Origin of the sequence: Microbacterium sp. LMX7-1.2, assembly GCF_040675935.1 — a bacterium.
Lineage (GTDB): Bacteria > Actinomycetota > Actinomycetes > Actinomycetales > Microbacteriaceae > Microbacterium.
This window is the reverse complement of record NZ_JBEGIL010000001.1, coordinates 1,231,544-1,249,072: the sequence shown is the minus strand read 5'-3', so window position 1 is coordinate 1,249,072 and position 17,529 is coordinate 1,231,544. Positions and strand designations below refer to the sequence as shown.

Genomic DNA, 17,529 nt, shown 5'->3' with positions numbered 1-17,529 from the left:
CTGACGCCCACCGCGCCGCTGCCCGTCCTCCTCGGACTCGGCAGCGGCGCCCGTCCATGTCCGTCCGGAGAGAGCTGTGACCTCGACGATCCCCGCCGAACCGCCCCCACGGCGCATCACGAACACCGACGCCCTCGCAGGTGCGCCGACGCGTCGCCCTCGGTCCCGATGGTCGCGCACCTGGCCTTTGCTGATCGCCGTCGTGCTGACGCTCGGGCTGATCACCGTGTCGCTCCTCACGGGCGTCGCCGACATCACCGCCCCCGACGGGGAGGGACGCGAGTTCCTCTGGATCACCCGGGTACCGCGCACAGCGTCGCTCGTGCTGGCGGGCGCGAGCATGGCCATGGCCGGGCTCGTGATGCAGCTCATGACCCAGAATCGCTTCGTCGAGCCGACCACCGTCGGCACGACGGAGTGGGCCGGGCTGGGGTTGCTCGTCACCTACATCCTGCTGCCGGCATCCGGGGTCGTGGAGAAGATGGCGATCGCGATCGTCTTCGCGTTCGCCGGGACCCTCGTGTTCTTCGCGTTCCTGCGGAGGGTCACGCTGAAGTCCTCACTGATCGTCCCGATCGTCGGCATCATGTTCGGTGCCGTCGTCAGCGCCGTCTCGACCTTCCTCGCCCTGCGCTTCAACCTCCTGCAGGTGATCGGCGGATGGTTCATGGGGCGCTTCACGGGCATCGAGATCGGGCGCTATGAACCGCTCTGGATCGTGCTCGGCGTCTCGATCGTGGTGGTGATCGCCGCGGATCGCTTCACGGTCGCCGGTCTGGGCAGGGACATCGCGACGAACGTCGGGCTCCACTACGAGCGGGTCGTGCTGCTCGGCGTCGGGCTCGTGGCGATGACCACCGGCGTCGTCACGGTGATCATCGGCGCGCTGCCGTTCCTGGGGCTCATCGTCCCGAACCTCGTCGCGATGGTGCGCGGAGACGACCTGCGCTCGAACCTCCCATGGGTCTTCCTCACCGGCATCTGGATCGTGACGATCTGCGACCTCATCGGGCGGACGATCATCATGCCGTTCGAGGTGCCCATCTCCCTGGTGCTGGGTGTCGTCGGCTCGGCCGTGTTCATCGTGATGCTCCTGCGAACGAGGAGGACACGTGTCCGCTGACCTCGGCATCCCGTCTCCGGTGAGGAGCGCCGGCTCCTTCGCGGACCCCGCGCACCGCCGCCGGTACCGACTTGTGCTGGTCGGGCTGATCGTCGGAGCCCTCGTCATCACCGCACTTCTGCTGTGCTGGGACAACCCCTACGTCCCGTTCAGCGAGCGATGGATGCGGATCTCCCGCATGCGCGTCTCGGGCGTGCTCGTGATCGCGGTCGTCACGTTCTGCCAGGCCTTCGCGACGGTCGCGTTCCAGACCGCGACGAACAATCGCATCATCACGCCCTCGATCATGGGCTTCGAATCGCTGTACGTGCTCATCCAGACGTCGATCGTGTTCTTCTTCGGGGTCGCCGGGCTCTCGGGGTTCGATCCGTTCACGCGTTTCCTGCTGCAGTCGGCACTCATGGTGATCTTCGCCGTGCTGCTCTACTCCTGGCTGCTCTCCGGGCGCTTCGGCAACCTGCATGTCATGCTGCTGATCGGCATCATCCTCGGCACCGGCATGGGCGCCCTGTCGACGTTCCTGCAGCAGATACTCGACCCGAACGAGTTCGACGTGCTCGCCGCGCGCCTGTTCGGCAGCATCACGAACGCGAACACCGACTTCCTGTGGTTCGTGATCCCCGTGTGCGCCGCCGCCGGGGGAGCGATCTGGATGCTGTCGAGACGCCTCGACCTCATCGCGCTCGGCAGGGACGTCAGCACGAACCTCGGCCTGAATCACAAGCGCCAGGTGATGCTCATGCTGACGCTGGTCGCGATCCTCTCGGCGATGAGCACGTCGCTGTTCGGTCCGATGACGTTCCTCGGCTTCCTCGTCGCCACGCTCGCCTATTCGATCGTCGACACCTACGACCACCGACTGCTGCTGCCCGTGGCCTGGTTGCTCGGGTATGTCGCGCTCGGCCTCGCCTACGTGCTCCTCAAGCACGTGTTCACCCTCGCGAGCGCCGTCACGATCATCGTCGAACTGATCGGCGGGCTCGTCTTCCTCTTCGTCATCCTCCGAAAGGGGCGACTGTGATCCGCATCCGCGATCTCGTCCACCGGTACAGCAGCGACACCGCGATCGGCCCCATCTCGCTCGACCTTCCGGCGGGAGGCGTCGTGGCGCTCATCGGACCGAACGGAGCCGGCAAATCGACCCTGCTGACGATGGTCGGGCGACTCCTCGCCCCCGATGAGGGAACCGTCGAGATCGCGGGTCTCGATGTGCATCGAGCCCCGTCGAAGCAGGTTGCCAGGATCGTCTCGATCCTGCGACAGGAGAACCACTTCGTGACGCGGCTCACGGTGCGCCAGCTCGTCGGCTTCGGCCGCTATCCGCACTCCGGCGGGCGGCTCACACAGGTCGACGAGGACAGGATCTCCGAGGCGATCGATTTCCTCGGGCTCACCGACCTCGAACAGCGCTTCATCGACGAGCTGTCCGGCGGGCAGCGGCAACGTGCGTACGTCGCGATGGTGCTCGCGCAGGACACCGAGTTCGTGCTGCTCGACGAGCCGCTGAACAACCTCGACATGAAGCATGCCGTGCAGATGATGAAGCACCTCCGCCGGGCTGCCGAGGAGCTCGGTCGGACGATCGTGATCGTGCTGCACGACATCAACTTCGCGGGGCACTACGCCGACCGCATCTGCGCCATGAAGGACGGCGAGGTCGTCGAGTTCGGAACGCCGGCCGAGATCATGACCGACGACGTTCTCACCCGGGTGTTCGACACCCCGGTGCGAGTGGTCGACGGCCCGTCAGGACCTCTGGCCGTGTACTACTGACGACGTCGCCTCCCGCACGCTCCGCGCCGGCTCAGAGTTCGATGCCGTGGTCCTCGTCGTTGACGCCGGCGTTGCGGCCGCGGCGCGACTCGTATCCGAGGAACCAGCCGAGCCACACGATCGCCGCGAGGAGGAGGCCCAGCCACACGTTCTGGAAGACGAGGCCGATGACGATCCCGGCGACGAGCAGACCGAGCGTGACAGACAGGCGGAGTGCGGTGCGGGACATGCGTACAGCCTAGAGGTCGGCCGGTCCCGGGGTCAGTGGCGACGGTGGTCGGCCGGCGTGAGACGGGGACCGCGACGCGGCTCGCTGACACCGCTCGCATAGATGAGTCGGATGACCCGCTGCCGGTGCCCGGCCCAGGGAGCGAGGAGCTGCAGCATCCCCTCGTCGTCCGTGCGATGTCCGGTGAGTGCATGACCGACCTCGTGCGCCAGGTGGTAGTCGCCCACGCTCACCGCATCGGGGTCGCCGAGGGCACGGATCCTGGTCTCGGCCGAAGTCCAGGGGCCGATGCCGGGGAGGCTCGTGAGGACGCGGTCGCGGTCGTCGCCGGACGTGGCCGCGAGCAGGGCGCGAGAGACGCGCGCGCCTCGCTCGGCCACCCGCACGATCGTCTTCGACTGGGGTGGCTGGACACCCGCGCGATGCCACTCCCAGGAGGGGATGAGGCGCCACTCGTCCGCCGTCGGCGCCGTGTACAGGGGCCGCGGTGTCGGCCCGGGAGCCCGCCGGCCGTGCTTCGTGACGAGGAGCCGCCACGCTCGGAAGGCCTCGAGTCCCGTGACCTTCTGCTCGAGGATCGCGCACGCGAGGGCGTCGAAGACCTCGCCCGTGCGCGCGAGGCGCAGACCGGGTGTGCGGCGGGCGACCTCGGCGATCAGAGGGTGCGAGGACGGGTCGAATCCGGTGGCGTCGTCTTCGGCGCCGCAGAGCGCGGGGACCAGGTCGAGGGCTTCGGCGGCGCCATCTCCCCACGCACTCACGAGGACCTCGGAACCGACGGAGCGCAGAGCGACCGTCGCGGGACCGAGCCCGGTGCGCACGGTGCGCCAGATGACGGGACCGTCGAACATCATGGTCGGATCGCCGGGGCCTCGGCGCAGCATCCCGACCGTGCGGCGCAGATCGAGGGGATGCGGCGGACGGTACACGGACTCGACGCGCGCGTGCGCGGACGCCTGCGTGGCGGCGGCATCCTGCGCGAGAGTCATGCGCCCACCCTACGCGGCGCTTCTGACACTCCGGTCGGAGCGCCCGAGGATCAGAAGCGGTCGGGGGAGGGCGTGCCGTGGCCGTAGCGGATCACGACGTCTGCGTGACGGTCGAAGCGGTAGCCGATGCCGCGGACGGTGCGGACGATGTCCTCATAACGGCCGAGCTTGGCGCGGAGTCGACGCACGTGGACGTCGATCGTGCGCTCGCCCGGCGTCTCGTCGTCCTGAGCCTGCCACAGCGCCGACACGAGCTCGCTGCGCTCGATCGTGCGGCCCTCGCGGAGCACGAGGTACTGCAGCAGCTCGAACTCCTTGTAGGTGAATGCGGCGGACTCGCCGTCGATGAGGACGCGCTTGCGGGAGATGTCGACGACGACGCCGCCGTCCTCGTCGACGGTCTCCTCCTGGGCTGCGGCCTTGGTGCGGGCGATCGCGCCGGGCTCCTGCAGGGCGAGGCGGACCACGTCGAGGTCGCGGCCGCCGGAGCCGTGAGGGGCGAGCGCGACGGTCGCGTGCGTCTCAGCGCCGGGTGCGAGTTCGGCGAGCGTGCGACGCAGAGCGTCGACGAGCAGCGGCAGGCTGACCCCGGCCTCGGCGGCCTTGATCTCGTCGAGGCCGACGTAGAGGGCGAAGCCGCGCGGAGAGCGGACGGCGGGAAGATCGGCGGCGAGCGGGGCGGCGGCGGTCGGCGCGGGAGCGGTGCGGACGGCGGCGGTGGTGGAGGGACGCTCGAGAAGGGCGGTGTTCGACATGATGATGAAGTCCTCAGGACGTGAGCCGAAGAGGCTCGGATGCGTTGCATGAATGACCGGGCGAGCCGGAGAAGCGAGCAAGGGTGGATGCTCGGTGACCCGGACCTCGCAGATCGCGAAAGATCAGGTCAGGCGGAGTGGCTGTTCGTTCAGCGACACATTCGGCAACACATGCCAACGCGACCGGGCATCATCATCCCGGCAGTCCCGTTCGCCTCCTGGGCGGACAAAGGGCTTGCGTTGGTAGTCATGGGGGGAATTATTACCGAAGAAGTCCGGGCGTGTCAAAACCGCGACCTCCCGCGAGCGCGGGCGTAACGTGGAGGAGTGACTTCCTCGACCCTCGCATCCGGATTCCTCCTGACCGACGAGAAGGACGCGTCGCGGTACACGCTGATGCGCGACGGGCAGCTCGTGAGCGTGCTCGACTACCGCGACGACGGTCGCACCATCGCCCTCACCCGCGCCTTCACGATCCCGACTTTCCGGGGCCACGGCTATGCGGGCATCGTCGTGGAAGGGGCGGTCGCCGACATCGAGTCACGCGGTGACCGCAAGGTCGACGCGGTGTGCTGGTACGTCGCCGACTGGTTCTCCGCGCACCCCGATCACGCCGCGCTGCTGCGCTCCCGGTGACCGGGCGGCATGTGACGCCGTGTTACGTCGTGACCCTGCGAGGATGAGCGCATGAGACTCGCAGAGGCGCTCACCGCCAGAGCCGACCTGCAGCGCCGCATCGAGCAGTTGCGTGCCCGCATCACCGCCAACGCGCGGTACCAGGAGGGCGAGGAGCCCGCGGAGGACGCCTCCGCGCTGCTGGTCGAGGCCGAGGAGGCTCTTGAGGCTCTGCGCGTCCTGATAGGACGGATCAACGCCACCAACGCGCGCCTCGACCTCGGCGTCGACGGCACCATGACGGATGCCCTCGCCGCACGCGACGTGCTGCGGTGGAAGCATTCCGTGCTCGCGGATGCCGCGGCCGCGGCATCCGGCACCGCGGGGTTCCGGCAGATGCGCAGCGAGCTGCGTCAACTGTCTGCGCTGCCGGTGGCGCCGCTGCGGGTCAGAGCCGACGAGACCGCGCGCGAGCTGCGAGAGCTCGACAACAGGATCCAACAGGCCAACTGGACGCACGATCTGGAGGAGTAGAGCGGAAGTCGGTAGTCAGGACGGGGCGGGCACACCCCCAGCCGGAGGGGCAAGTCCGGCACCTGTGGGGCGGAGGGCAGCCCGCGAATCGCATCGCGCAGCCCCGCACGCCGCACACGTGATCGCGCACAGCGCACCACGCATCACCGCGTGTCGACCGTTCTGACGAGGGCGGGTCAGGGGATCTTCCGCTCCGGGGCCGGGCTGTCCGTCGACGGCCGTTCTCTCACGCCTCGACGGCACGCCTCGGACCGAATGTCGGTGGTCGTTCGTACCGTGTGGGTATGAGGATCCTGCACACCTCCGACTGGCACATCGGTCGCACGTTCCATGGCAGCTCGACCATGGACGCGCTGGCCGCGGTGCTCGACGCGCTCACGGCGCAGGTGCGGGAGCACGCGGTCGACGTCGTCATCGTCGCGGGAGACGTGTTCGACTCCGCGACCCCTGCGGGAGCCGCGTACACGCTGCTGAGCGATGCGCTCGTCTCGCTGCACGACGCCGGGGCGCGCGTCGTCGTGACGAGCGGCAATCACGACTCGGCTGCACGACTCGGGTTCCAGGCGCGGCTGCTGCGCGACGGCATACACGTGCTGACCGATCCGCTCGCGATCGGCGATCCGGTGACGATCGACGACGAGCACGGGCCCGTGCGGTTCTACGGTGTTCCCTACCTCGAGCCGGCGATCGTGCGCCAGCACTGGAACGATGTCGAGATGCGCACGCAAGCGCAGACACTCGCCCACGCGATGGACCTGGTGCGCGCGGGGATGACCGAGAACCCGGGGCGCTCGATCGCGATCGCACACTGCTTCGCCGCGGGCGTCGACGCCACGGTGGGCCTCGAGCGCGAGGTCCGTCAGGGCGGACTCGATGTCGTGCCGCTCGCCGTCTTCGACGGCCCCGACTACGTCGCGCTCGGTCACATCCACGGTCGTCAGCGGGTGAGCGAGCGCGTGCGATACTCGGGTGCGCCCCTGCACTACAGCTTCGGGGAGCAGGACAAGCCCCGCGGGTCCTGGCTCGTCGACCTCGACGCCGACGGACTCGCGGATGTGCGCTGGCTGGAGCTCCCGGTGCCGCGCCGCCTCGTCACCCTCACCGGCACGCTCGACGAGATCCTCTCCGCCGAGAACGTCGCCGCGCATGCGGACGACTGGGTGTGCGCGGTGTACACCGACGCGCTCGCGCAGACCGAGCCGATGCGCCGACTGCGTGAGAGCTATCCGTACTGCGCGATGGTGCAGCACCGGCCCGACGTCGCGGAGGAGACCGTCGAACGCTCCTACGCCGACCGTCTGCGCGGCACGGTCACCGACACCGAGCGCATCGAGGCGTTCCTCGAGCACGTGCGCTCGGGTCACGGGCCGACGGAGCGCGAGAGGGAGCTGATCCGCGAGGTGCTCGACGACCGCGTGCGCGCGGATGCGCTGATCTGATGCAACTCCATCGCCTCGAGGTCGAAGGCTTCGGCCCTTTCCGTGCCCGTCAGAGCGTCGATTTCGACGCCTTCGCGGATGACGGCATCTTCCTGATCGCGGGTCGGACGGGGGCCGGCAAGTCCAGCATCCTCGACGCTGTCTGCTTCGGTCTGTACGGCGGTGTGCCACGCTACGACGGTGGGGACAAGCGTCTGCGCAGCGATCACTGCGAGCCGGACGACATCACCGAGGTCGTGGTCGAGTTCAGCACCCCGGCCGGCCGCTACCGCGTGCGGCGCTCACCCGAGTACGAGCGCCCCAAACGCCGCGGTGGCGGCATGACGACCCAGGCCTCCGCCGTGCAGCTGGACACCATGGTCGCAGGCGAATGGGTGGGACTCGCCGCCAAGGAGCGCGAGGCCGCGTATGAGCTCGATGAGATCCTGCAGCTCAGCCGCGAGCAGTTCCTGCAGGTGATCCTCCTGGCGCAGAACCGGTTCTCCGAGTTCCTGCTGGCAGGGAGCCGCGATCGTCAGGCGCTCTTACGCCGGCTCTTCGGCACCGAGCGCTTCGAAGACGTGCAGGCACGCTTCGAGGAGCGACGCCGTGCGGCTGAGGAGGAACTCCGTGCAGGCCTCGCCGCTGTCTCAGCGCGACTCGACGAGGCGGAGCGTCTCGTCGTCGCGCTCGCCGCGCCCGTGCCGGAGCAGGAGGCTGCTCTGAGCATCGAGCCGCAGGACGCCCCTCGCACGACGGAAGAACGCCTCAAGGATCTCGACCGTGCCCGTGCGCGCGCGGACTATCGAGCCGAACGTCTCGCCGCCGAGAAGGTCGAGGCCGAGGAGCGATCGTCGCAGGCCGACGCCGCGCTCGCCGCAGCGAAGGAGGAGCAGCGGGACCAGCAGGAGCGTGACCGTGCACGGCTGGCGCTCGCGACGCTCGACGCGGAGGAGCCCGCGATCGCGGCAGCGAGGGAGGAACTCGCGCAGGCGCGGCTGGCGGAGAGCCTGCGGGCGACCATCGCGTCCGCCTCCCGTGCGTCTGCGGCGACGGTCGCGGCGCGTGATGCGGAGGCCGAGGCGCGGCGCAGCTGGGAATCGCTCGACGTCGACACGGACGATCTCGACGAATGGATCGCCGAGCGCACCCGCGAGTCGGGCGTGTGGCGGCGCGCTGAAGAGCTCGAGCGCGCGCTTCCGGCTGTGGAGGCCGAGCTCGCGGGGGCAGGTGACGCCGTGTCGGCGGCGACGACGCGACTCGCGACGATCGACGCGGAGCGCGACGGCCTGCCCGCCCGCCAGGATCAGCTGAGCCGCGAAGTCGACGACGAGCGTCTCACCGCCGGTCGAGTGGAGGCGCGGGCGACGGAGGCCGCCGCAGCGACGGCGAGACTCGCGGCCGCCGTCGAGGTCGCCGGCCTCGAGAGCGCCGAGCGGTCAGCCGAGCGCGCTCTCGTCGAGATGAGCGCGACACTGACGTCACGCCAGAGCGAACTCACCGCACTGCGGAAGCGCCGTCTCGAGGGATTCGCGGGCGAGCTCGCGTCGGAGCTGCAGGACGGTGCTGCCTGTCCCGTCTGCGGCGCGCACGAGCACCCGGCGCCCGCCGTGCATGCGGATCCCGTGTCCGCCGAAGACGTCGCCGAGGCCGAGGCTCGCCGCGACGCCGCCGCAGCGGAGGAACGAGATGCGAGCGAGCGGCTCGGCGCAGTGCGGTCCGATCTGATCGCCGCGCGCACCCGTGCCGACGGACGCGACGTCGACGCGGCCACGAGCGAACAGGAACGGAGCGCACGGGAGTACGAGCTGGCGGCCGCCGCCGTCGAACGCGTCCGCGTGCTCGAGTCGAGCCTCGACGACCTGCAGGCCCGGGCGAACGTTCTGCAGACCGAGCGCGATTCGGCGACCGCCGCGCTCGCGGAGGTCAGAGAAGCACAGGGCCTCCTCGCCCAGCGCGCGACCGAGGCGAGAGCCGTGGTCGCCGAGGCGCGCGGGACGCACTCCTCGGTCGCCGAGCGACTCGCACGTTCCGACGGCGAGGTCGCCGCGGCCAGGACGCTCCTCGACGCGAGCGCCGAGCTCGTGCGCCGGCTCGACGCGGCCACCGCGGCCGACGCGGAGCTGGCGGCCGCTCTCGACGACTCGCCCTTCCCGGATGCTGCGGCCGCCGACCATGCTCTGCGATCTCCTGCAGCACAGGAGGCGCTTGACGGGCGCATCGCCCAGCACGCGGTGCAGCGCGAGAAGGAACGCGCGATCCTGCTGCCCCTCGAGCTGCGGACGCTGCCGGAGGAGCCGATCGACCTCGGTCCCGCCGAAACGCGATCCGCCGAGGCCCGCGCTCGCTGGACCGAAGCCGTCACCGCGGCCGAACGTGCCGCGGGCGCGGCCGAGAGACTGAGCGGTCTCCTCGCGGACGCGCGAAGCGCATACGAGCGATCGGCCGAAGGTGCGGCGGACTTCGACGTACTGCGCGGACTCGCGGATGCCATCGCGGGGCGCGGAGCGAACACGCGCAAGATGACGCTCGAGACCTTCGTGCTCGCGGCCGAGCTCGAAGAGATCGTCGACGCTGCGAACCGACGCCTCAGCGACATGTCCACCGGACGCTACCAGTTGCGCCACTCCGACGCGCTCGCCGCCCGCGGCGCCGCCTCGGGGCTCGGCATCGTGGTGTTCGACGCCTACACGGGGCAGACGCGACCGGCGCAGTCGTTGTCGGGAGGAGAGACGTTCCTCAGCTCGCTCGCCCTGGCGCTCGGACTCGCCGAGGTCGTCACGGCGAGAGCCGGCGGCATCCGACTGGACACGCTGTTCATCGACGAGGGATTCGGATCACTGGATGGCGACACGCTCGACGTCGCCATGCGCACTCTCGACGAACTCCGTCAGGGCGGACGCACGGTCGGCGTGATCAGCCACGTCGAGGCGATGCAGGAGCAGATCCCCGCGCAGCTGGCGGTACGGGCGACCCCTCAGGGGCCGAGCGTGATCGAGACGCGCTGACTCGGCCGGCTCCCGGCCGGCGGGTGCCGGTCCTCAGACGCCGTACTCCTGGCGGATGGTCTCGCGCAACATCTCGCTGCAGCGGGCGATGGCCGCCCGGAAGTCGACCAGAGCGCCGTCCTCCGCTCGATCCGAGATCGCGCGGAAAGCGCGGATCGGCACGCCGAACTGCTGGGCGACCCAGATGTAGGAATACGTCTCCATGTCGACGAGGCCCGCGCCGGACGGGCGGATGACCGCGGTGATGCCGGCGTCGCCGACGAAGCTGTCGCCGGTCGCGATCAGCACGCCCTCGCGCCCGGTCGACACGCGCGCGGGCAGCGACACGTGCTGTCCGGGCACGCCGTCGAGGTCGAACACGTCGTGCTGCAGTGCGCTTCCGATCTCGTGCACGACCGCGTCGAGCTCGGGGTCGATGCCGCCGGCCGTGCCGACCACCACGACCTCCTCGTAGTCCTTCGCAGCGAGCGCTCGCGTGAGCGCGTAGGTGGCCTGCATCTTGCCCTCGCCGGTGACGAGGCGATCGAACCCGTCGAGGTCGTCGGGGAAGGCCTGGAGTTCGGATGCCATGGCGGCGACGAGAAGTCTCACCCGTCCATCCTCCCACCCCGCGCAGGGATGGCGTGGCGCGCGCTCGACGTCACGCCGATGTAACACTGGGGGAGGATACTGATGGCGAGTAGACCGGAGGATCACGTGTCCCTGCAGAATCAGATCTCTGAAGCGCTCGGTGTGAAGCCCGAGATCGACGCCGCCGCCGAGGTGGAGCGCCGTGTGCAGTTCCTCGTCGACTACCTGCGAACGACCGGCGCGAGGGGCTTCGTGCTGGGCATCTCGGGCGGCCAGGACTCCACGCTCGCCGGGCGCCTCGCCCAGCTGGCTGTCGAGCAGGTCCGCGCAGAGGGCGGGGAGGCCACGTTCCTCGCGGTACGTCTGCCCTACCGGGTGCAGCACGACGCCGCGGATGCCGAGCAGGCGCTCGCGTTCATCGCCCCGGATTCCTCCGTCGAGGTGAACATCCAGAACGGTGTCGACGGCGTCGAGGAGGACATCGAGTTCGCGGTCACGAGCGACATCAGCGACTTCAACCGCGGCAACATCAAGGCACGCGTGCGCATGGTCACGCAGTATGCGCTCGCGGGGCACGATGGCAAGCTCGTGATCGGCACCGATCATGCGGCCGAGGCTGTGACCGGCTTCTACACGAAGTTCGGCGACGGCGCAGCCGACATCCTGCCGCTTTCGGGACTCAGCAAGCGGCAGGGACGCGCACTGCTCCTCCACCTCGAGGCGCCGGAGCGGCTCGCGTTCAAGGTGCCCACGGCCGACCTGCTCGACGGACAGCCGGGACGTGCGGACGAGGACGAGCTCGGCCTCACCTACGAGCAGATCGACGACTTCCTGGAGGGGCGCCCGGTCGACCCCGACGTGGCGGGTCGCATCGAGTCGCGGTACCTCGCGACCCAGCACAAGCGCAACCTCCCCGTGACCCCCGACGACACCTGGTGGCGCTGACACACCACGCCTGATCCGACGCCCGTGTCGGATGCCGCGGCTAGGGTCGAAGCATCCGAGGGAACGGGAGAATCGTGCGGATCGACACCCAGGCGCAGCGCGTCATCTGGAGCGCCAGCGACCTCAAGGCGGCCGCCGAGTGCGAGTTCGCCTGGTGCCGGGCGATCGATGCCAAGCTCGGTCGGGTGCCCGCGGTCGAGGAGCCGGAGGACGCGACTCTCGCCCGCGCCGCACGCCTCGGCGACGTGCACGAGCAGAACGTGCTCGATCGCTACATCGAGGAGTTCGGCGACGCCGCCGTGCACCGCGTCGAGAAGGTGTCGTCGGTGGATGCCGAGGCGCTCGCCGCCGCGGTCGACGAGACCGTCCGCGCCCTCGCCTCCGACGCCAGGATCCTGTTCCAGGCCGCATTCTCGACCGAGGAGTTTGTCGGATTCGCCGACTTCCTCGCACGCGAGGACGACGGCCGCTGGCGGGTGCAGGACTCGAAGCTCGCCCGCACGGCACGCGTCACCGCGCTCATGCAGCTCGCGGCATACGTCGACCAGCTCGACCGGCTCGGCGTCCCGCGATCCGACGAGGTCGACCTGATCCTCGGCGACGGCAGCCTCAGCACGCACCGCGTCGACGACCTGCTCCCGCTGTTCCGCGTGCGTCGCGCACGGCTTCGGGCGCTGATCGCCGATCGTCGCATCGACGACCCGAGCTCCGACGCGGCACTCGCCTGGGGGGACGACCGCGGTGACCTCGAGGTCGTCGCCTGCGGGCGCTGTGCCACGTGCGAGGAGCAGGTCGTCGCCCACCGGGACCTCCTCATGGTCGCGCGGATGCGACCGGTGCAGCGCGCGCGTCTCCGCGGTGCCGGCATCCAGACGATCGACGCCCTCGCCGAAGCTGTGAGCCCGCCCGAGGGCATGAACGCCGACACCTTCGAGACTCTGCGTTCCCAGGCGCGGCTGCAGCTGCGCGCAGAGGAGGACTACACTCCCACGTACGACGTGCACTACGCCGCCGCCATCCACACGCTGCCTGTGCCGAGCCGCGGCGACATCTTCTTCGACTTCGAAGGCGACCCGCTGTACACCGAACCGGCGCCCGCGGGGCAGGCGCAGTGGGGCCTCGACTACCTGTTCGGCTGGGTCGACAACGACGATCAGTACTCGGCCCTGTGGGCGCACGACTTCTCGGCCGAGCGAGCGGCGTTCGAACGCTTCCTCGATTTCGTCGCGGTGCGCCGGTCCGCGCATCCCGGCCTGCACATCTACCACTACGCGCCCTATGAGACCTCTCATCTCGTGGCGATGGCTGCGCGGTACGGGGTGCGCGAGGGCGAGGTGGATCGGTTGCTCCGCGAGGGGGTCTTCGTCGACCTGTATCCGCTCGTGCTGCGGACGGTGCGTGTGGGATCGCGGTCGTACTCCATCAAGAAGCTCGAGCCGCTGTACATGGGTGAGGAGGTGCGCACGAGCGATGTGCAGAAGGGCGACGACTCGATCGTGCAGTACGTCGCCGCACGCGAACTCGCTGCGGCCGGAGAACAGGACGAGGCGGATGCGGTGCTCGCCGACCTCGCGGACTACAACCGCTACGACTGCGTGTCGACGCGGCGGCTGCGCGACTGGCTCATCGAGATCGCCCGCCGCGAGGGCGTGTACCCAGCGCCTCCGGACGAGCCGGACGAGGTCATCTACGAGCCGTCCCCGCGTTCGGTGGCCCTCCTGGCCGACGCCGAGCGGGAGGTGGCCGAGGGCGGTGACGGCGAGCTGTTCCGCATCGCCGCCGCCGCGATCGACTACTTCCCGCGCGAGGCGAAGAGCTTCTGGGTCTCGCACTTCCAGCGGCTGCGCGAACCTGTGACGATGTGGGACACCACCCGCGACGTCGTGCGCGTGGAGCGTGCCACCTCCACCGTCGTGCGCGACTGGAGCATGCCCGAGGGGCGTCGGGTGCTGTCGCGCGACGTCGAGATCCGCGGAGAGGTCTCGCCCGGGACGACGCTGGGCGAGGGCGTGCAGCCTTTCGCCCTGTACGAGGTTCCTGCGCCGTTCGACACCGAGGTGCCGTCGCGGGCCGTGCACGTGCCGCACACCGTGACCGTCGCCGGCGTGCTCGACGACGGCTACCTGATCACCGAGACCGCCGTGCAGGGCCAGACATGGGAGGAGTTGCCACTTGCGCTCACTCCTGCAGCGCCACCGCGGGTCGTGTCGCTGCAGGGAGCGATCGACGAGTGGGCCGACACGGTGCACGACGCGGCCCCCGGCCATCCGCGGGATGCGGCGACCGATATCCTCCGTCGGATCCCGCCTCGCACGCTGTCGGGTGATCCGCTGCCCGGGGAGGGCGGTGACACGATCTCGGCGATCGTGCGCGCCGTCCGCGACCTCGACCGCAGCTATCTCGCGGTACAGGGGCCTCCGGGCACGGGCAAGACCTACACCGGGTCACGGGTCATCGCGCGGCTCGTCAACGAGCACGGCTTCCGGGTGGGCGTCGTGGCGCAGTCCCACGCGATCATCGAGCACCTTCTCGAGCGCGTGGTCGCCGACGGGGTGCCCGCCGCGCAGGTCGCGAAGGCTCCGAAAAACCCGTCGTCGGAGCCGTCCTACACGGTGATCCCGAAGAACGGGATGGCGCCCTTCCTCCGCGAGAACGAGGGTCGGGGCGTCGTCGTCGGCGGCACCGCGTGGGATTTCAGCAACACGGCGCGCGTGGACCGGGCGGGGCTCGATCTCCTCGTCGTCGACGAGGCGGGGCAGTTCTCCCTCGCCTCCACCATCGCGGTGGCCGCAGGGGCGCAGCGTCTGCTGCTGCTCGGAGATCCGCAGCAGCTTCCGCAGGTGAGTCAGGGCGCGCATCCAGAACCCGTCGACACCTCCGCGCTGGGTTGGGTGATGGACGGAGACGCCGTGGTGCGTCCCGAGTACGGGTACTTCCTCGAGAAGTCCTGGCGGATGCATCCGGCCGTCGCCTCCTCGGTGTCGGCGCTGTCGTACGCGGGCCGTCTCACGTCGGCGCCCGGGGCCGAGAAGCGCTCTCTGGAGGGCATCGATCCCGGTCTCCACGTCGTCCCGCTCCGGCATCGGGGCAATGCGACGCAATCGGCAGAGGAGGCTCAGGAGGTCGTCGCCCTCGTGCGCGATCTCCTCGGCCGCCGGTTCACGGACAACGACCCCGACGCGACGACGCGTCCGCTGGGACAGGCCGACATCATCGTCGTGACGCCGTACAACGCGCAGCGTCAGCTCGTGCTCGACGCCCTCGCGCGCGCCGGGTTCCCCGACGTCCCCGTGGGGACGGTGGACAACTTCCAGGGCAAGGAGGCTGTGGTCTCGATCACCTCCCTCGCCGCGTCCAGCGGGCGCGACGCTCCCCGCGGCCCCGAGTTCCTGCTCATGCAGAACCGTCTCAACGTGGCGATCTCCCGGGCCCAGGTCGCCGCCTACCTGATCCACTCGCCGGCGCTGCTCGACGACCTGCCGCGCACACCCGAGGGCGTCGCGCGACTGAGCGCCTTCGCCCGACTCGTGGGGGCGGCCGCGGAGTGATCGACGGAGGACGCATGTCGGGGATGGCGCATACGCGGGACGAGATCCTCCGCGCGGCGGCGGACTGGGCGTGGACGCCGCGGGATGCCGAACGGGAGCAGAGCCACCTGCGGCTCGTGCACTACCCCGAGCGTCTGGGTGGCGGAGTGAGAGGCTCGCAGGTCGCGTCGTCGCTCGCCGCCGCCGACGTGCTCGACCACGCACTGCGGCAGACCCGCACGTGGGGCGCCGCGACGCTCACGTTCTGGACGAATCCCGCTGACTCGCCCGACCTCGAGGACGAGCTCCGGCGGCGCGGTGCCGAACACGTCGACACGGTCACGATCTTCGCGCGCGCGGTCGCGGAGCCGCCCATCGCAGTGCCGGACGGCATCACCGCCGAGATCGTGCGCACGGTGCCGCAGGTGCGTGAGATGGATGCCGTCAACGTGCCGGTCTGGGAGCAGCAGCCGCTCGACGCGGACGGCCTGCGCATCGAGCACGAGGAGATCGAATCAGCGCTCGCCGTGGGGGAGGGGGTGCGAGTGCTCGCCCGCATCGACGGTCGCGCCGTGAGTACCGGAGGCTGCACGATTGTCGACGGATTCACGCGCTTGTGGGGTGCCGCGACTCTCGCCTCAGCCCGGGGACGCGGCGCCTATCGCGCAGTGCTGGCGGAGAGGCTGCGGGCGAGTGCGGAGCTCGGAGCGCGAACCGCGCTCGTCAAGGGCCGTGTCTCCACGTCGGCGCCGATACTGCGGCGGCGGGCGGGATTCACGCAGTACGGCGAAGAACGCGCCTACCGGATCTCGGTCTGACCGACCGCAGAGCGTTGCTCACGCGGACCGGCGCGCCCAGAACGGTCAGACCGTGCCGTACAGGCGGTCTCCGGCGTCGCCGAGACCGGGCACGATGTACCCCTTCTCGTTGAGGCGCTCGTCCAGGGCTCCCAGCACGAGCGTGACGTCGCGGTCTCCGACCATCGCCTCGATCGCGGCGACACCCTCGGGCGTGCCGAGCAGGCAGATCGCCGTGACGTCCTTCGCCCCACGGTCGAAGAGGAACTGGATCGCGGCGGCGAGGGAGCCACCGGTCGCGAGCATCGGGTCGATCGCGAAGCACTGGCGATCGCTGAGGTCCTCGGGAAGGCGCTCGGCGTACGTCGTGGGCTCGAAGGTCTCCTCGTCGCGGACCATGCCGAGGAATCCGACCTCCGCGGTCGGAAGCAGCTTCACGAGGCCCTCGAGCATGCCGAGGCCGGCCCGCAGGATGGGGACGACGATGGGCCGCGGCTCCGAGATCTTCACGCCCATGGTCGTGGTCACCGGGGTCGTGATCTCGATCGGGCTGACCTTGACGTTGCGCGTCGCCTCGTACGCGAGCAGCGTCACGAGCTCCTCGGTCAGCTGCCGGAAGACAGGCGACGGTGTGCGGTGGTCGCGCAGCACGGAGAGCTTGTGGGTGACGAGGGGGTGGTCGGCGACGTGAACACGCATGGATACAGGCTAATGCGCCGCACGCCCACGCACGACATCGGAAGCGCGGACACGGGCTGTCGTAGGCTCGACGCATGACCGCCGCCGACCGCTCCGCCATGCGTCGCGCGCTCGAACTCGCGGCCGAGGCTGCGGGGGCGGACGAGATCCCGGTCGGCGCCGTCGTCCTCGACGCGCAGGGGAGCATCGTCGCGGAGGGCCGTAACACCCGCGAGGAGACGCACGATCCGACGGGTCACGCCGAGGTCGAGGCGCTGCGCCGAGCCGCGGCATCCCTCGGCTCCTGGAACCTCGACGGACACACCCTCGTCGTGACCCTCGAGCCCTGCGTCATGTGCGCGGGCGCGATCCTGCAGGCGCGCATCCGGCGCGTGGTGTTCGGGGCGTGGGACGACAAGGCGGGCGCTGCCGGCTCGATGTACGACGTCCTCCGGGACCGCCGCCTGCCGTATCGGGCCGAGGTCGTCGGCGGGGTCGAGGCCGAGGCCGCGACGGCGCTGCTCCGGGCGTTCTTCGAGCAGCGCCGCTGACCGGCATCCGCTCGACA

At 70.1% G+C, this 17,529-nt stretch carries 16 protein-coding genes; 11 read left to right on the top strand and 5 right to left on the bottom strand.

Going from position 1 to position 17,529, the window contains the following annotated elements:
* The first annotated feature begins 76 nt into the window (after positions 1–76).
* Genes MRBLMX7_RS06185 through MRBLMX7_RS06175 form a run of 3 tightly spaced genes read left to right on the top strand, consistent with a single transcriptional unit; the run spans position 77 to position 2,896 of the window.
* Positions 77–1,123 (top strand): ABC transporter permease, encoded by a 1,047-nt coding sequence (locus tag MRBLMX7_RS06185; RefSeq protein WP_414685088.1) that lies wholly within the window; start codon positions 77–79, stop codon positions 1,121–1,123.
* Positions 1,113–2,144 carry an iron chelate uptake ABC transporter family permease subunit gene (locus MRBLMX7_RS06180; protein WP_363366694.1) on the top strand — a complete coding sequence of 344 codons (1,032 nt, stop codon included), beginning with the start codon at positions 1,113–1,115 and terminating at the stop codon, positions 2,142–2,144. Before MRBLMX7_RS06185 ends, MRBLMX7_RS06180 begins: the two co-directional genes overlap by 11 nt.
* Positions 2,141–2,896 (top strand): ABC transporter ATP-binding protein, encoded by a 756-nt coding sequence (locus MRBLMX7_RS06175; RefSeq protein WP_363366692.1) that lies wholly within the window; start codon positions 2,141–2,143, stop codon positions 2,894–2,896. Before MRBLMX7_RS06180 ends, MRBLMX7_RS06175 begins: the two co-directional genes overlap by 4 nt.
* A 31-nt stretch (positions 2,897–2,927) precedes the next feature.
* On the opposite strand, the gene MRBLMX7_RS06170 is transcribed toward MRBLMX7_RS06175, so the two are convergent.
* From MRBLMX7_RS06170 to MRBLMX7_RS06160, 3 genes are read right to left on the bottom strand one after another with little or no spacing between them, the layout of a single operon-like run.
* Positions 2,928–3,125, bottom strand: a complete 198-nt coding sequence (locus MRBLMX7_RS06170) for a hypothetical protein (protein ID WP_050721772.1) — start codon at positions 3,123–3,125, stop codon at positions 2,928–2,930.
* 32 nt (positions 3,126–3,157) lie between these two features.
* Positions 3,158–4,114: a DNA-3-methyladenine glycosylase family protein gene (locus MRBLMX7_RS06165; protein WP_363366690.1), complete on the bottom strand. Its 957-nt coding sequence runs from the start codon at positions 4,112–4,114 to the stop codon at positions 3,158–3,160.
* Between the two features lie 50 nt (positions 4,115–4,164).
* Entirely contained in the window at positions 4,165–4,869 is a 705-nt protein-coding gene (locus MRBLMX7_RS06160; protein WP_363366688.1) for a winged helix-turn-helix domain-containing protein, read from the bottom strand.
* Positions 4,870–5,265: 396 nt separating this feature from the next.
* Between MRBLMX7_RS06160 and MRBLMX7_RS06155 the strand changes: the two genes are divergently transcribed.
* The 4 genes from MRBLMX7_RS06155 (at position 5,266) to MRBLMX7_RS06140 (ending at position 10,444) form a co-directional block, all read left to right on the top strand.
* Positions 5,266–5,505, top strand: coding sequence for a GNAT family N-acetyltransferase (locus MRBLMX7_RS06155; protein WP_363370840.1), 240 nt, complete (start codon positions 5,266–5,268; stop codon positions 5,503–5,505).
* Positions 5,506–5,556: 51 nt separating this feature from the next.
* Positions 5,557–6,018 carry a DIP1984 family protein gene (locus MRBLMX7_RS06150; RefSeq protein WP_363366687.1) on the top strand — a complete coding sequence of 154 codons (462 nt, stop codon included), beginning with the start codon at positions 5,557–5,559 and terminating at the stop codon, positions 6,016–6,018.
* Positions 6,019–6,302: 284 nt separating this feature from the next.
* A complete protein-coding gene (locus MRBLMX7_RS06145; RefSeq protein ID WP_363366685.1) occupies positions 6,303–7,457 on the top strand; it encodes an exonuclease SbcCD subunit D in 1,155 nt (384 codons plus the stop codon).
* On the top strand, positions 7,457–10,444 hold the full coding sequence (locus MRBLMX7_RS06140; protein ID WP_363366683.1) for an SMC family ATPase: 2,988 nt from the start codon (positions 7,457–7,459) through the stop codon (positions 10,442–10,444). Before MRBLMX7_RS06145 ends, MRBLMX7_RS06140 begins: the two co-directional genes overlap by 1 nt.
* A 33-nt stretch (positions 10,445–10,477) precedes the next feature.
* Here the strand turns inward: MRBLMX7_RS06140 and MRBLMX7_RS06135 are convergent, their stop codons facing one another.
* Positions 10,478–11,035, bottom strand: coding sequence for a nucleoside phosphorylase (locus tag MRBLMX7_RS06135; RefSeq protein ID WP_363366681.1), 558 nt, complete (start codon positions 11,033–11,035; stop codon positions 10,478–10,480).
* A gap of 81 nt (positions 11,036–11,116) precedes the next feature.
* Here MRBLMX7_RS06135 and nadE point away from each other — a divergent pair, with 81 nt between their 5' ends.
* From nadE to MRBLMX7_RS06120, 3 genes are all read left to right on the top strand, one after another.
* Complete coding sequence (gene nadE / locus MRBLMX7_RS06130; protein WP_363366679.1) at positions 11,117–11,959, top strand: ammonia-dependent NAD(+) synthetase; 843 nt, start codon at positions 11,117–11,119, stop codon at positions 11,957–11,959.
* A 74-nt stretch (positions 11,960–12,033) separates the two neighbouring features.
* Positions 12,034–15,507, top strand: a complete 3,474-nt coding sequence (locus MRBLMX7_RS06125) for a TM0106 family RecB-like putative nuclease (protein WP_363366677.1) — start codon at positions 12,034–12,036, stop codon at positions 15,505–15,507.
* Positions 15,508–15,530: 23 nt separating this feature from the next.
* Positions 15,531–16,304 (top strand): hypothetical protein, encoded by a 774-nt coding sequence (locus MRBLMX7_RS06120; protein ID WP_363366675.1) that lies wholly within the window; start codon positions 15,531–15,533, stop codon positions 16,302–16,304.
* Between the two features lie 45 nt (positions 16,305–16,349).
* On the opposite strand, the gene upp is transcribed toward MRBLMX7_RS06120, so the two are convergent.
* On the bottom strand, positions 16,350–16,982 hold the full coding sequence (gene upp, locus MRBLMX7_RS06115; RefSeq protein WP_050721763.1) for a uracil phosphoribosyltransferase: 633 nt from the start codon (positions 16,980–16,982) through the stop codon (positions 16,350–16,352).
* A 74-nt stretch (positions 16,983–17,056) separates the two neighbouring features.
* Here upp and tadA point away from each other — a divergent pair, with 74 nt between their 5' ends.
* The gene (gene tadA, locus MRBLMX7_RS06110) at positions 17,057–17,512 is read left to right on the top strand and encodes a tRNA adenosine(34) deaminase TadA (RefSeq protein WP_050721762.1); all 456 of its coding nucleotides are present in this window, start codon (positions 17,057–17,059) and stop codon (positions 17,510–17,512) included.
* The last annotated feature ends 17 nt before the right edge of the window (positions 17,513–17,529 follow it).

What these genes read in the sequence shown, in the direction of transcription:
- MRBLMX7_RS06170 (WP_050721772.1), bottom strand. Translation starts at nt 3,125, where the DNA reads ATGTCCCGCACCGCACTCCGCCTGTCTGTCACGCTCGGTCTGCTCGTC.
- MRBLMX7_RS06165 (WP_363366690.1), bottom strand. Translation starts at nt 4,114, where the DNA reads ATGACTCTCGCGCAGGATGCCGCCGCCACGCAGGCGTCCGCGCACGCG.
- MRBLMX7_RS06160 (WP_363366688.1), bottom strand. Translation starts at nt 4,869, where the DNA reads ATGTCGAACACCGCCCTTCTCGAGCGTCCCTCCACCACCGCCGCCGTC.
- MRBLMX7_RS06155 (WP_363370840.1), top strand. Translation starts at nt 5,266, where the DNA reads ATGCGCGACGGGCAGCTCGTGAGCGTGCTCGACTACCGCGACGACGGT.
- MRBLMX7_RS06150 (WP_363366687.1), top strand. Translation starts at nt 5,557, where the DNA reads ATGAGACTCGCAGAGGCGCTCACCGCCAGAGCCGACCTGCAGCGCCGC.
- MRBLMX7_RS06145 (WP_363366685.1), top strand. Translation starts at nt 6,303, where the DNA reads ATGAGGATCCTGCACACCTCCGACTGGCACATCGGTCGCACGTTCCAT.
- MRBLMX7_RS06140 (WP_363366683.1), top strand. Translation starts at nt 7,457, where the DNA reads ATGCAACTCCATCGCCTCGAGGTCGAAGGCTTCGGCCCTTTCCGTGCC.
- nadE (WP_363366679.1), top strand. Translation starts at nt 11,117, where the DNA reads ATGGCGAGTAGACCGGAGGATCACGTGTCCCTGCAGAATCAGATCTCT.
- MRBLMX7_RS06120 (WP_363366675.1), top strand. Translation starts at nt 15,531, where the DNA reads ATGGCGCATACGCGGGACGAGATCCTCCGCGCGGCGGCGGACTGGGCG.
- upp (WP_050721763.1), bottom strand. Translation starts at nt 16,982, where the DNA reads ATGCGTGTTCACGTCGCCGACCACCCCCTCGTCACCCACAAGCTCTCC.
- tadA (WP_050721762.1), top strand. Translation starts at nt 17,057, where the DNA reads ATGACCGCCGCCGACCGCTCCGCCATGCGTCGCGCGCTCGAACTCGCG.